This window comes from Mucilaginibacter sp. L3T2-6 (genome assembly GCF_030519355.1).
Lineage (GTDB): Bacteria > Bacteroidota > Bacteroidia > Sphingobacteriales > Sphingobacteriaceae > Mucilaginibacter.
Map to the genome: position 1 here is coordinate 50945 of NZ_JAUMKC010000013.1, position 13882 is coordinate 64826.

Annotated in this window: 11 protein-coding genes; 5 read left to right on the top strand and 6 right to left on the bottom strand. The window is 42.6% G+C overall.

Features of this window, described 5'->3' with window-relative positions; all coding sequences use genetic code 11:
* Positions 1-9: 9 nt before the first annotated feature.
* A complete protein-coding gene (locus Q3W13_RS15120) occupies positions 10-1917 on the bottom strand; it encodes a DUF3857 domain-containing protein (RefSeq protein WP_302865121.1) in 1908 nt (635 codons plus the stop codon).
* Positions 1917-3899: a DUF3857 domain-containing protein gene (locus Q3W13_RS15125; RefSeq protein ID WP_302865123.1), complete on the bottom strand. Its 1983-nt coding sequence runs from the start codon at positions 3897-3899 to the stop codon at positions 1917-1919. The genes Q3W13_RS15120 and Q3W13_RS15125 overlap by 1 nt, the downstream gene beginning before the upstream one ends.
* 176 nt (positions 3900-4075) lie before the next feature.
* On the opposite strand from Q3W13_RS15125, the gene Q3W13_RS15130 reads away from it, so the two are divergent.
* Positions 4076-5119, top strand: a complete 1044-nt coding sequence (locus Q3W13_RS15130) for a 3'-5' exonuclease (protein ID WP_302865124.1) — start codon at positions 4076-4078, stop codon at positions 5117-5119.
* Positions 5120-5224: 105 nt separating this feature from the next.
* Here the strand turns inward: Q3W13_RS15130 and queG are convergent, their stop codons facing one another.
* Positions 5225-6166 carry a tRNA epoxyqueuosine(34) reductase QueG gene (gene queG, locus Q3W13_RS15135; RefSeq protein ID WP_302865126.1) on the bottom strand — a complete coding sequence of 314 codons (942 nt, stop codon included), beginning with the start codon at positions 6164-6166 and terminating at the stop codon, positions 5225-5227.
* Positions 6167-6316: 150 nt separating this feature from the next.
* On the opposite strand from queG, the gene Q3W13_RS15140 reads away from it, so the two are divergent.
* The 3 genes from Q3W13_RS15140 to Q3W13_RS15150 all read left to right on the top strand — a co-directional run bounded on the left by Q3W13_RS15140 (position 6317) and on the right by Q3W13_RS15150 (position 7410).
* Complete coding sequence (locus tag Q3W13_RS15140; protein WP_302865127.1) at positions 6317-6682, top strand: STAS/SEC14 domain-containing protein; 366 nt, start codon at positions 6317-6319, stop codon at positions 6680-6682.
* 22 nt (positions 6683-6704) lie between these two features.
* A complete protein-coding gene (locus tag Q3W13_RS15145; protein WP_302865128.1) occupies positions 6705-6857 on the top strand; it encodes a hypothetical protein in 153 nt (50 codons plus the stop codon).
* A gap of 79 nt (positions 6858-6936) precedes the next feature.
* Entirely contained in the window at positions 6937-7410 is a 474-nt protein-coding gene (locus Q3W13_RS15150) for an STAS/SEC14 domain-containing protein (RefSeq protein WP_302865129.1), read from the top strand.
* A 199-nt stretch (positions 7411-7609) separates the two neighbouring features.
* Here Q3W13_RS15150 and Q3W13_RS15155 read toward each other — a convergent pair whose 3' ends face one another.
* The 3 genes from Q3W13_RS15155 to Q3W13_RS15165 form a co-directional block, all read right to left on the bottom strand.
* Positions 7610-8470 (bottom strand): helix-turn-helix domain-containing protein, encoded by an 861-nt coding sequence (locus Q3W13_RS15155; protein ID WP_302865131.1) that lies wholly within the window; start codon positions 8468-8470, stop codon positions 7610-7612.
* Positions 8471-8675: 205 nt separating this feature from the next.
* Positions 8676-9302, bottom strand: a complete 627-nt coding sequence (locus Q3W13_RS15160) for a response regulator transcription factor (RefSeq protein WP_302865132.1) — start codon at positions 9300-9302, stop codon at positions 8676-8678.
* Between the two features lies 1 nt (position 9303).
* Positions 9304-12270: a sensor histidine kinase gene (locus tag Q3W13_RS15165; protein WP_302865133.1), complete on the bottom strand. Its 2967-nt coding sequence runs from the start codon at positions 12268-12270 to the stop codon at positions 9304-9306.
* A 286-nt stretch (positions 12271-12556) separates the two neighbouring features.
* On the opposite strand from Q3W13_RS15165, the gene Q3W13_RS15170 reads away from it, so the two are divergent.
* Positions 12557-13714: a FecR family protein gene (locus Q3W13_RS15170; protein ID WP_302865135.1), complete on the top strand. Its 1158-nt coding sequence runs from the start codon at positions 12557-12559 to the stop codon at positions 13712-13714.
* Positions 13715-13882 lie beyond the last annotated feature (168 nt).

Sequence of the window (13882 nt, forward strand, 5' to 3'; positions counted from 1 at the left end):
GATCCAATACTAATTTTTCACTAATACCACGTTATACTCATCCGCATCGGCTACTGATTGAAAGAAATCTACCACATCCTGGTATAAAGACTTATCATAAGTGCCGCCTATCAGCTGAAATTTGCGCTTATAGGTTAGCTTATCACCCTTTAGCTCCATGTTTGCAGTAAACTTACCGAATGATTTATCAAGGTTCACGTCCAAAACACGTTTTTCCAGCCTGTACCCTGGCGGAACGGTATAGGTCACCTCATCCTCTTCTGTAACACCGCGGGTAATGTTGACATCGTTTAATCGGTTGCGCACTTGCCTGGGTACATAAGTTTCACGATTGGCGGGGTTGAGCAGGAAGTAATATTTCCCATCCTGGAAGGTGGCGTAGTCCCGGGCACGCATCCTGATGGTCTCTGTGGTAGATGGATCAAAGCCTTTGTCTTGCTTAATTTCAAGGTGTTGAATATCCATATTATTAATCGGATAATTCTTTCGCTCCATTTTATATTGCTCACTGGTTTGCTCCTTTAGCAATTCGTCCCGGTTTTCATATTCCGTTCCTTTAAATACAGTGGACATTGATCCTGATAGTTCTCCGTCTGCATTGATAACGAACTCTGCTTTACGTTTTTCCAGGTTTAGCGCCGCCGGATATTTTGGCGTATGCAACAGTTTACCCCCTTCTGGCGTCAGCGCCAGCACAGTGCGGTCGTCGGTAAAGTCGCCCAAATAGCCGAAAGGTATAGTTTGGCTGGTACAATCGGCCCAGGTGGTGTCATTTTTAAAAGGCACACATAAAATAATGTGGTCGGCCTGACCCATGCTTGCAAAATCGCTTAGCAGGCTGACGTTATGCTGTCGGCCCGATTTAACTATGCAGTAATACGAGTCGATATTTACGGCTTTCAGCAGTGCTTGGGTGTAATTTACCAGCGCCTTACAGTCTCCATAATTCTGCTGATCTACATCCGATGCTAAAAATGGCTGATAGTCGCCAATACCAACCTGTACACTGATGTAATGCGTTTTCGATTGCATGTATTCATATATCTTTTGGGCTTTCAGCTTTGGGTCAGTGATATTTTGGGTGATTTCCTTCACATGCTCAATAGTCTGCGCGGGCAAAGCCTGACGGTTGGCCATCAGTTTATCACTTATCCATTTACCCAGGTCGTTCCAGTTGGTATATGAGCCTTTTAAACCATAGTAAGCAAACTTTTCCGGTGCTATTTGAACGCTGGTCGCATAGTTTCTGAAATAGGGGCTCAACGGTTCATAACGGAGCGCTTTAAGATTATTTACCTGCCAGGTGTAAGTTTTCTGTCCGTCTTTATTAAGGCCGGTAACTACTTTGTCATGCAGGTTGTTCTCCTTAATCTTAATGTTAAAACCGGGGTTACAGATAAAGGTAAATGTGCTTTTTTCAACAGCGATGCCTTCGCCGGCATTCGGTATCCATGGGTCAAAATTCAATGTTTGTTTTGACCTCTCCTCGTATTCATAGGCCACCGTATATGGATAATCGGTAACAGGCGGCAGATAATGCTTGGCGCGCATGCTATCAAATAATGAGCCGCTTCCTACGCTTACATCATCAAACTTACTTTCTGAAAATTTCTCGGTTTGCTTGCCAAACTGGTCGTAAACAGTACCTTTTACACCCCTGATCACATCGCTTTTGTCGTGATAAATTACTATCCGTGCGTCTTCATCGCCATTTTTATTTAAAACTGTTATAGCTTTCTTAACATGATATATAGCATTATCTAAATCCTTTACCTCTATTGTTATTTCCTCATCCCGCACCACAGAGCTTGCGTAGGGCAGCAAATCTTTCGGTATCAGGCTTGCATCGTAACTTTTTTGTGCTTTTGCTGCAAATGTCAGCACTGCAAAGAAGCAAGCGGCTATCGGTCGTTTCATTATTTCTTTTTAAGAACCATCTCGGCCTTTTGCGATTGTATGATCTTGTTAAAAAACTCTTTCACAGATGGATATTCCTCTGCCCCGTAGACCGATTTGTTGAATTGCGTGAGATAAACGAAGCTGAACGAATTATCGCCGGGCTGGTAGCTCGACAAATATTTGCCGCCATTATTTGGCATTGCCAAAGAAATTGGTTGCGGTGGCGTTTCCACCATATAGTTAGACGGCAGGTGTACTATCAACGTGTAACGATCTTCTGATGCCATACCCATATCGATAGGGAAGGAGCGCTCATCCAACTTAAGCGGGTTGGTGCTGCGCCTGCCGATATAATACGGGCTAAAGGTAAGTTTGCTGGCGTCTTCCGGCTTATCAGATACTTTTATTTCAACGCTGTAATGCTCAGCCACCGGCATGTCCAGGCTGTCGATATTATCTATTTTAGCATTGGTGATTTTCCACTTTGGCAACCTGTTGTTCAGGCTTTCTACATATTCATCGGTGCTATTGTATTTTTTAATTTCCACCCTGCGCTTGTAGGCTTCATAACCGGTAGAATAGTTAGTCAGGGTACCTTTAAGCTTACCATCATCAGTTAGGGTCACGTCTAATATATAGGCGCTTTTTTCGCGCTGCGGAAGGCTCATATCCATAAAGTATGAAGGCTTGTCTAAGCTGAATACCCTTCCCTTATCATTAAGGCATTTAAAAGGCAATACGCCAAAAGGCAGCAGCGGATCAGTAGCATCCAGCAGGTAGGCTTGGTCGCCGATATTTACTTTCGCCACTACATAGTCAAAATCACTAACAACAGGATATAACGTATTGATTGCTCCATTATCGCGCAGTGATAACAAAACCACCTCCGAATTAAGGCCCGCAGCAGCTAAAGCCGCGGATAACGAAAGATTTATAGATGCCACATCTCCGCTGTGCGAATCCCAGGCTCTGCTGATATTGTCACTATAAATGCCTATGAAATTGTCCCATTTAAACCATTTTTGCCAGCCCTGGTAAATGGCTTTCGCCTTAGCCAGTTCGTCGGTCTTGCCGGCAATCATAGGCGCGATTTTATCTTTAAACAGACTTTTTCGCTTCAATTGGCCCCCAAATGAGTAGTCGGTTTTCAGAGAATAGTCTATATCTCTCCACTCTTTAGTTTGCTTATGTTTCAACCCGTCATATGGGCTTTGCCATTCAACCAATTCAAAATTTATAGCCGATGCGAAATTTTTCGGCGCCGTCATGTAATCATCCTCTTTAAAAGCCGGTATATCAGCCATTCCATAGTTTATTAACGAACAATCACAACTGGCTCCATGAGTTTCGAAACATTTGCTTTCTACCTCTGCCTTATTTTTTGTAAGTTTCAGGTAACCCTTTATCGACGCATTGAAGGTGAAAAACGCAGGTATATGTACTTCTAATTCCGAATAAATTTTTGGTATATCGTCCTGGAATTCCCAGGTCCTGATTTTATCCCATCTAAAGGATTCTATTTTGTATTTGTATTCAATTATACAACCCGGACGCAAACCCGGCAAAGCAAATTTGGCGCTTGCCCAATATTTGTTTTCCTTTACCGGATAGATTTTTTTGTTCTCAAGCTCTGCCTTTTGGGTAAAGCCGTTGTCATCCTTGTAATAAGTGATAGCCTTGATGTCGGATATGTCCTCATAAGCTTCATTTTTGTCGTTACTGTATAGCAAAACTTTTACAGTGCCTTTATCGAATGCCTTTGGGTCGAATATTTTGATCTTTACGTGATACTCATAAATCTGCTTGATATTATCGTCGCTGCCGATATTTATCGTTGATTTTCCAAATTCATTCAATACCACGGCGTGCGCAGATGTATCATTTTTATAGTTTTTCATGTTCATCTCCTGCGTGGTGATCTGGCCAAAGCGGAAATCCTGGGCTTGTGAGAAGATGACAGCAATTAGTACGAAGGAAAATGTGAGTAAAGGTCTTTTCATATTTTTTGTTTAAATAAAATCAGGTGCTACAAAATAATGCTTTTATCTTTAAAATTAAATAAATTAAAAATTTATAGTTCAGATTCTTTTTAAGACTTTTGCGACCTTTGCCTGTAGGCAGATGCAATGGCAGCGACACTTGCGAACTGTTGATGCCGGTAAAACATAGCTTTAAAATGAAATTAAACTTAAAACGTCCTCTTGCCTTTTTCGATATTGAATCGACCGGAACCAACCTGGGCGTCGACCGTATTGTTGAACTGTCGGTTATTAAACTACATCCTGACGGCAGTGAAGAGGTGAAAACCTGGCGCATGAATCCCGGTATACCTATTCCGCTGGAATCGTCGCTGGTGCATGGAATTTATGACGAGCATGTGAAGGATGAGCCTGCATTTGGCGCCCTGGCTGCTGCTGTGGCTGAATTTATAGGCGAAAGCGATCTGGCAGGCTACAATTCAAATAAGTTTGATATACCTATGCTGATGGAAGAGTTTTTGCGTGCCGATGTTTTATTTGATTTGGATAACCGTCATTTTGTTGACGTGCAGAATATTTTTCACCAGATGGAGCAACGTACGCTGAAGGCTGCCTATCAGTTTTACTGCAATAAAGAGATTGTGAACGCACACTCCGCCGAGGCAGACACCCGGGCTACCATGGAGGTGTTGCTTGCCCAGATAGCACGATATGAAAATGTGGAGTGGGAGGACAAAAAAGGAAATAGAACCATTCCGGTGGTAAATGATATAGAAGCGCTGCACCATTTTACCAACCTGAGCAAGCCTGTTGATTTTGCAGGACGAATGGTTTACAATGAGAACGGGGAAGAAACCTTTAACTTCGGCAAGCACAAGGGCAAAACAGTTGAAGATGTATTCAGGATTGAACCAAGCTATTATTCATGGATGATGCAGGGTGATTTTCCGCTGTACACTAAACGTAAGTTAGAGCAGATATACACCCGCTGGAATGCCAAAAAGAACGCTGAACGGGTTTTAAAACAACAACAGCAGCCTTCAAAACCACTGGATGGACCCGCGCAAAATAAGCCTGCAGAAAATCTTGTTAAACGTGAGTTCCACAAACCCGACCATACTCGTACCAATAACCAGCCGCGATATGATAATCGCCCGTTTAAAAAGAAAGACGATACACCGGCGACTCCCGTTAATGATGATATGCTGAAGGCACTGGCCGATAAATTTAAGAAGGGGTAGGAGCTAGAGCTCAAAGCTTAGGTTAAGCTGAAGGTTGAACCACCAAAGCTAAACGTTTTTTTTTAAGATGCAGTTTAGCCTGCCGGTTCTGTGTTTTTTTACCTTTTAGCTTTCGCCTTTTACCTTTAAGAAAGATATATTTCTCTTTAGCCCATTGAATTTTGTACGCTTTACGGGAGAGTTTTTAAAGACTTTTTGAAAAACATCTTCGGTTAATTCCTGCCAGTCGTTTTTGCTCATGCTAAGTAATTCGTTGTGCGGCATAAACGCAGGCTCGTTGTGCAGTACGGAAAACTTGTTCCAGGGGCATACATCCTGGCAAACGTCGCAGCCAAACATCCAGTTATCCATTCTGCCGGTAAACTCCTGCGGTATCTCATTCTTTAACTCGATGGTAAGGTATGATATACAACGGCTGCCATCAACCACATAAGGCGCAACAATAGCCTCGGTAGGGCATGCATCAATGCAACGGGAGCAGGTGCCGCAATGATCGGCCGTAGGCGCAATGTCATATTCTAATTCAATGTCAACAATCAGTTCGGCCAAAAAAAAGAAGGACCCTTTCTTTTGATTGATCAGGTTGCTGTTTTTACCAACCCAACCCAACCCTGTTTTTTTTGCCCACGCCTTATCTAACACCGGCGCCGAATCCACAAATGCGCGGCCGCCAATCTCCCCGATATGCTCGTTCATCAATCCAAGCAATTGTTTCAGCTTGCCTTTTATAACATGATGGTAATCGGCGCCATAAGCGTATTTGGATAGTTTAGGGCTGTTCAGATCGGTCTGTTTGTCCTCTGTATAATAATTCAGACCAAGGGATATTACAGACTTCGCTCCGTCAACCAGCAACCTTGGGTCAAGGCGTTTATCAAAGTAGTTCTCCATATAACCCATTTCACCGTGCATGCCTTTATTCAGCCATGCTTCAAGCCGGGGAGCCTCATCTTCCAGGAAACCGGCTTTTGCAATGCCGCAAAACAAAAAGCCCAGTTCTTTTGCCCAGGTTTTAATTTGGTCGCTGTATGCCTTTTTTTGCTGCATTTTGTTACAAAGATAATACAAAACAAAAGGGATAAGTATACGGTATAATATACATATTTTAACTTAAATGATATTTATTTAACATTTAAGTTGTTAAATCATCATAATGGTGCAGTTATTGCAATAGGAAAAGAAAGATCAAAATAATATATGCTGCGACCGATTCCTGATTTACCCCCTCATGTTACGGGGCTGCACGCGCACGGTGAAGTTCTGGAAACTGAATATGAGGAAGCATTGATAAAAATTATAAATGAACAACTCAGCCGTAACCATAAAATAAACTTTGTGCTCATACTCGAAACTAATATCAAAAACTTTGTTTCGGGTGCCTGGTGCGGAAATGTGAAAATCGGTTTCAAATATTTTTTTAGCTGGGGAAGGGTAGGGCTGGTAACAGATCAAAAAGATATTTTGGGTTACAGCGACCTTTTCAAATACATTGTCCCCGGGAAATTCAAATATTTTCCTCTTGATAACCTGGCAGATGCAATTAAGTGGGTGTCGGTAAAATAGAAATCATCAAATACACCATACCATGAAAAATTCAGATAAAGAAAAACAAGTTGATAAAAACGTAAGAAATAAAAGCGAACCTTACGTGCAAGACAAGCCTGATGAAAAACGAATAAAAACCGTAACGCCTGCCAACGATAACGGCAAGGCCGGACCGGCTGGGACAAAGTCATAAATCCGACGACCTAAATATAGGTTTCGTTTCAAAAGTCTCAAATCTCACGTCCTTATTTCTTACATCTAAAAGTTAAATTATGTTACGTTATATTAAAGATTTGCCCGACCATGTTGTTGGTATACATGCAGTTGGCGAAGTAAGTAAAGAAGATTATGAAAAAGTGCTAATCCCTCGCCTGGAAGAGCTAGTAGCCCGGCAGGGCGAGATTAATTATCTGCTGGTGCTGGAAACTGATGTCGGCAATTTTACCGCAGGCGCCTGGTGGGATGACTTTAAGCTGGGTTTGAAACATTTTACCAAATGGAATAAAATTGCAATAGTTACCGACCAAAAACTGGTTGAGTGGTTTAGCGATGCTTTCCGGTTATTCATTCCGGGCAAGTCGCGGGGGTTTTCAATGGCTGAGCTGGATGATGCCGTAAAGTGGATTTCGGCAATTGATAATGAGCAAAAGAAACCGGAGACTCCGCTATCTGATAGTAATGAACTTGAGCCGGAAATAGAAAATACATCCAATAAAGGTCAGGGCCCTGCAGGTGAAAACCTGTAAGCTCGCTTACAGATGAGGTTTTGCAGTTTTGCCCGAAATTTTAGTAATTGAAAGTGGGCAAAACGGCCAGATCCTGCAATCACTTACAGCTGATTATAGGATTGCTCATTCCTTTTTTACAACCGGCCGGTCTATTTATCGGCCAAAAATACAAAGCCGGCCCCGCAAATACGGGGCCGGTTGTATTGCAAATGCACCGTTAGGCGCTTTGCCGGTATTTGAGTGGAGTGGTCTGAAAATGCTCACGAAAAAGTCTTATAAACGAACTGGGGCATTCAAAGCCGATCAGGTTCACAACTTCATTAACCGGGTAATCGGTATTTTTTAATAGAACCCGCGCACGCTGCAGGCGTAGCTGCACCAGGAACTGGTGGGGCGTTAAGTCAAATGCCTGTTTAAAAGTCCGCAACAAATGATTTACGGATAGGCATGCATATTCAGCCAATTCATCAAGACTGATATTTCGGTTATAATTTGTATACAGATATTCCTTTGCAAGATTTAGCCGTCGTAATATCTCCACTTTAGTACTCTTGTTTAAGAATTTCAGCCGATCAGCCTTTTGCAAAATCTCTTCGTAGTAAATTCTGAAGTAGCTTAACAAACATTCCCCCAGACAATCATTTATCAGTTTTTCGTCCTGCATGCCGCAGTCCAGCTTATACCTGAGGTTTTGTATGTTAAAAAGCATATCCCCGTTAAGCGGATAAATAGTTTCATTAAACACGTTTCCCGGTGTGATATAATCAGAATTAAAAAGATTATAGCCTTTTGACATCATCTCTTTTACGAAATTCTCTAAAAATCGCTCATCAAAACTGATCACAAATGAATGCACCGGCGATGCAAAATCGGTCATGCTGGAATATTGTGTTCCTTTGTTCAGCAACAAAAAAGAGTCAGGGTAAATCGTAAGATTTCTGCGCCCGATACCATATCTCTCGTTGCCTGAAAACACAAACCGCAGGCTGAAATCGACGGTAGATTGCTGAAATGATTTATAAGTGCGGGTGCCACTGTATATAATATTATTGTTTTTTAAAATTTTTAAGTATTCCATAGCCCTGCTTTTTAAGCCCTTCCTTAAGGATTATCCTCAACCCTAATTGACTCAAATTTAAGCTTATATGGCCTCTTTGATATCACCCTATCAGGGTGAATTTTCAGGTATCAGAAATAAAGAGGAGAAAGATTAGATAGATTCCGTGGGTCAGCGCGCGGCTATATTTTAAAGTCGGTACCAGGCTCGTATTTAACATCGGTTTTTAAATAAATCTATTCTGCCGTGCTGCCTTAATTGCATCGGCTCTTGAATTTACATCAAGTTTGATGTAAATATTCTTAATATGGCTGCGAACGGTTTCCAGATCGATAAACAGTTCACGCGCAATCTGGCTGCGGCTTTTTCCATCGCTTATCTGTTCCAGTATCTGCGTTTCGCGTTTCGACAAGGGCGACTCCTGGTTTTTCTGAAAGGATTTAATTACCATTTTGGCGATGTTGATGCTCATAGGCCCGCCGCCATCCCTTACCTCTTTTATCGACTCGATAATCTTAGCCGAAGGGGTATTTTTAGTAAGATAGCCCGAGGCGCCGTTACCCAGCGCTTCGAATATCAGCTTTTCTGACTCATACACCGTTAATATCAAAATAAAAGCATTAGGTAATAACTTTTTTAACCGGGGAATGGCATCAATGCCGTTTATGCCGGGCATTTCAATATCGAGCAATATCACATCAGGTTTATCAGCTGCTATAGTGTGTGCAGCCGAGTCGTAAGAGCAATAAGCAGACACTACCTCATACCCTTCCGAATTGCCGATCAAGAATGTATACCCGTTACGTATGGTATCATCATCCTCTATAATGCTTACTTTAATATTTCGTTCCATATCACTGTGGCTTTACATTAATCTTAATCTGCAATTCAGCCGTGGTGCCTTTTTGCGGTATGCTCTCTATTGAAAATAAACTATCTATCCGCCGGGCTCTGGCTTTTATGTTTACAAGCCCGTGACCACGCCTGGCCCGGTTTTCATCATACCCTTTGCCATCATCAGTAAGCCGGATAAAAAGCATGGTTTTAACTGGCCATGACAAACTGATGCTGACATTATGTGCACCGGAATGCTTAAGAACATTGGTCAAAAGCTCCTTGAAAATCATGGTAATATTACGACTATATTCCATAGGCAGCTTAATCTCACTGTAGCTTTCTTCGATGCCGTCGAAATTGAAATCGATATTAACATCATGGAATAACTCAACTCCTGTTTCTTTGATATGCATCAGTATTTCGTACAGGTTATCACTTTTAGGATCAAGCGCCCAGAGTATATCGCGTGTACCGGTATATAAAGCCGCGGCATTTTGCTGAATCTGTTCTACGAGGCTTTTCTGATCTGGTTTATCAGGTCCAAGCTTGGTATTCAATACATCCGTGAGTACAGTAATGCGGGTGAGCTTATTACCAAGGTCGTCGTGAAAATCCTCGGCGGTTTGTTGCCGTAGCTTTTGTTTCTCTTCACGCTTCATGGTCTCGTAGGCGAGTTTTTTAACGGCTTTGCGGCGTTGCAAAAAATACTGCAGTGCAAATCCGAGCAATATCAGCAAAAACACCACTATGACCCTGAATGCCGGTTGTTGGTAGAAATGCGGCGCTATTTCAAAATTTAACTTTGCTAATCCGGATGGAATTTTATCGGCTGGGCTAAACGCCCTCACTTCAAAAGTATATCTGCCCGGCGGTAGTGATGAGTAATCGACAGTATTACTTTTTACCATCGGGCCGAAATCATTGCTTAACCCTGATAACCGGTATTGGTAGGTTACTTCGCCGGGATTTCTTAAATAGATACCGGCAAAAGCTATTACCAAATGGTTTTGCGACGCCGGTAACTTTAGGTTGTTGAAGCCGGTCTTATCAATCACCTGTGCCCCTTTTTCGCCGCCGGTAAACACCTTAACGCCCTGTATCAAAACAGAGGGGGCCTTTTCGGTCATTGTTTGTCCGGCAGTATTCAATACCAGTAAGCCTTTGGTGGTTCCAAAAAATACTTTGCCGTTGTCACACAGCGCAGCGTTTTGATTCGCCTCCGCCAGCAGATCCTTCGAGTCGCCTGCCCGTTTGATGGTGCAGGTTACGCCACGTGGGTCAATGGTGATAAGATTTACTCCCCTTCCGGTTCCAGCCCATATATTTCCCGTGCCATCAGCAACGAGGCTGTAGATGGTATTTGCCAGGAAGCCGTCCTTGGTGGAATAATTTTTCAGGATGCCATATTTCCTGTTCCATAAATACATGCCGCCGTCATCCACGCCAAACAGCAAATTATCCCGGTAATTCAGGATGCACATGATTGAGGACGAAGACAAAGCTCCAAGTTTAAAATCACCGACAAGCCTTTTATCTATCACAAGCTTTAAGCCTTCCTGAGTGCCAATAAATACTGAGTCGCGACCTACAGGATATATTGAAGAGGTGAATGATGAAATGCCTTTTACCGGTGTTATCTTATTGTTTTCGTAATAATAAGCCCCGCCGGGAGTACCTATCCATAATGTATTATTGTTGGCAGCGGCCATCACGTTAACCGAAGAATGCTCAGTTCCTGCTAAGAGGTCAAAAGCTGAGCCATCATATCTCCAGATACCCGACCGGTCGGTTCCAATCCAAACATTTTTGTTATTATCGGTACACATGCTTTGTACAAAAGCGATACTTGGATTTGTTTTTGGAGACCACAGGTGTGCCGGTACGCCATCATTATATCTAATTATGCCGTTGCCTGCAGTTCCCAATAAAATATCACCGTACATATCTTGCGCAATACTCGTTACCACCGGGCTTGCAGTTGCTCCGGGCAGATTGTCGTACAATAAATGATTGCCGCCTTCATAACGGTATATGCCATTGCCTTGTGTACCCAACCAAACATTTTGATCCCTGTCACAATATATGGCCGATACGGCAATGTTCGTTAGTCCGTTCTCTCTATTAAAATGGACAGTTTTTTGTTTACTGATAAGGTATGCTCCCCGCTGTGCGCCAATCCATAAATTGCCCTGGTAATCCTGATCGAAACTTAGCAGCGGCCCATTTTTGGCATCTATAAATTTATTTTTAACAGGCGATATTTTGCCACCTTCCGCCAAAAATAAGCCATCCAAACCAAGCAGGTAAAGCTTTTTATAGTTAAACCTATCAAATTGTATTTTAAATACGAATGCACGTTTTTCCGAGTTATCGTACCTGGCAAAAAGCTGCCATTTATTATCAATAAATTTATAAACCCCTTTTTCCCAAAACGAGCCGTACAAACTGCCTGCCTTATCAGTGGTAATAGCTATAACGCGGCCCAGACTGTCAGGCAACGTAATCTTTTTCATTTGCCGGTCGGTAACCCGGTAAAGGCTGTTGTCCATCAATGCCCATACATTACCGGCCTTATCCCCGGTTACGTACAATACATAGGTACGCCTGACGCCGGCCGGTACAGCGTAATTATAAGTTTTCTGGCCATCGTATGATGACAAGCCCTTTTGCGTGCCGATCCAAAGCGTCCCCTTTGAATCGGTATAGTTGGTGTAAACAAAATTATTAGCTAAACCGGTCGCTTTGGATACGCTGAAATATTCGTGCCCGTCGTAACGACAAATGCCCCCAAGAGTAGCTATCCATAGCCGGTGATAACTATCCTCGCAAAAATTGTTTACCTGCGATTGAATAAGACCATCCTCAATGTCATAGTGAGCGAACGCATACTTTTGAGCCGTTACCCGATAGCCGTAAAAAATTCCAAGCCAAAACAGCAAAACTGAAAAAAGCCGAAGGAATACGCTATTTGATGATTTATCCAAGTCCTCTCTTATCCGATATAAATAAGGCTCAAATTAAGCTAATAACACCAGAAAATAAAATCCCCCTATCGGGGGGATAATCTATTTTTAAAGCATTGCATATTCACCAATGTAAAATTTGGCACTCATCAAAATCCAGCTCATAGTGCACCAGTTACATTTTTAACCGCCCGGAATACAATATTTTACCCTGGTAAAGGTGGTAAATGAAAAATTTAAAAATATTTTACCTCCCACTAAGGGATTGCTGCCTTTTAGCGGACTTACTATTAAACACCGCCGCCGAATGGAAGACCGCTACCAGGAACTTGCAAAAAAATGGCTCGATAAAACTATCACTCCGGCCGAACAGGAGGAGTTTGCCGCCTGGTATAATGCCGGTCAGGATGATCCGGTTGAAATTCCCGCCGGCTTTGCCGGGAGTGAAGATGTACTGCGGCAGCGCATCTTAAATAAAATAAACCAGGCAGTTAAGGATAATGATAAACCGCGAAGTTTTAGAATACCTGCATGGCTGCGTTATGCTGCTGCCGTTCTGTTTTGTGCGGTTGGCTTTGCAGGCTACCGCGTTTGTAACCATTTCAAACAGGTGCGCCAATTGGCATCCCATACCCATCAGCAAATAAAAAACGATGTGCTGCCGGGCGGCAATAAAGCCACGCTCACGCTGGCGAACGGTAAAGTGATAAACCTTAGCGACGTGAAAAACGGCTTACTTACTAACCAGGGCCAGACACGTTTAAAAAAAGACAAAGACGGCCGTATAATATATGAAAATACCGATGCCAAAGCGGTCGATTCGGCGTCTATATTTAATACCATCAATATACCCAAAGGCGGTCAGTTCCAGGTAGTATTGAGCGACGGCAGCAAGGTATGGCTTAATTCTGCATCATCACTTACGTTCCCAACTATGTTTCCAAAAAATGAACGCAAGGTTACCATAACCGGGGAAGCATATTTTGAAGTTACTAAAAACAAGCATGCGCCTTTTAGAGTAATAACAGGCAAGCAAACCGTAGAAGTGTTGGGTACGCATTTCAATATTAATGGCTACACCGATGAGGCGGCTATCAGGACAACGTTAATACAGGGAAGCGTAAAAGTCTCAACAGATGCACAAAGCACTATCTTAAAGCCGGAGGAGCAATCTGCAATATCTAATGATAAGACGGGTAAAATACTTGTAAATACTGTTGATATTGACGATGTCCTCGCCTGGACGAGCGGCAATTTTCAATTTGAAAAAGCTGAGATACCGCTAATTATGCGGCAGGCCTCGCGCTGGTACGATGTTGATGTAAAATATGAAGGGGAAATTCCTCACAGACGGTTTACGGGCAGTATATCGCGCAATGTAAATCTTTCTGAATTATTAAAGATGTTAAAATATACCGGTATAAACTTCAGGATAGCGGGTAAGACCATCATAGTTACCTCCTGATATACCAACCTATAAACTATTGAAAAACATTTAACCACCGCGCCTCATAACCGGCCTGCGGTATTTGCTGCTGCCCATTGGCAGCGGCTGGACATATACGTGAATCAACCAATTGTTTAACCATAAATAAAAGCATTATGAAGGAATTGATACGCAGATACCCCTAAG

What these genes read in the sequence shown, in the direction of transcription:
- Q3W13_RS15120 (WP_302865121.1), bottom strand. Translation starts at nt 1,917, where the DNA reads ATGAAACGACCGATAGCCGCTTGCTTCTTTGCAGTGCTGACATTTGCA.
- Q3W13_RS15125 (WP_302865123.1), bottom strand. Translation starts at nt 3,899, where the DNA reads ATGAAAAGACCTTTACTCACATTTTCCTTCGTACTAATTGCTGTCATC.
- Q3W13_RS15130 (WP_302865124.1), top strand. Translation starts at nt 4,076, where the DNA reads ATGAAATTAAACTTAAAACGTCCTCTTGCCTTTTTCGATATTGAATCG.
- queG (WP_302865126.1), bottom strand. Translation starts at nt 6,166, where the DNA reads ATGCAGCAAAAAAAGGCATACAGCGACCAAATTAAAACCTGGGCAAAA.
- Q3W13_RS15140 (WP_302865127.1), top strand. Translation starts at nt 6,317, where the DNA reads ATGCTGCGACCGATTCCTGATTTACCCCCTCATGTTACGGGGCTGCAC.
- Q3W13_RS15145 (WP_302865128.1), top strand. Translation starts at nt 6,705, where the DNA reads ATGAAAAATTCAGATAAAGAAAAACAAGTTGATAAAAACGTAAGAAAT.
- Q3W13_RS15150 (WP_302865129.1), top strand. Translation starts at nt 6,937, where the DNA reads ATGTTACGTTATATTAAAGATTTGCCCGACCATGTTGTTGGTATACAT.
- Q3W13_RS15155 (WP_302865131.1), bottom strand. Translation starts at nt 8,470, where the DNA reads ATGGAATACTTAAAAATTTTAAAAAACAATAATATTATATACAGTGGC.
- Q3W13_RS15160 (WP_302865132.1), bottom strand. Translation starts at nt 9,302, where the DNA reads ATGGAACGAAATATTAAAGTAAGCATTATAGAGGATGATGATACCATA.
- Q3W13_RS15170 (WP_302865135.1), top strand. Translation starts at nt 12,557, where the DNA reads ATGGAAGACCGCTACCAGGAACTTGCAAAAAAATGGCTCGATAAAACT.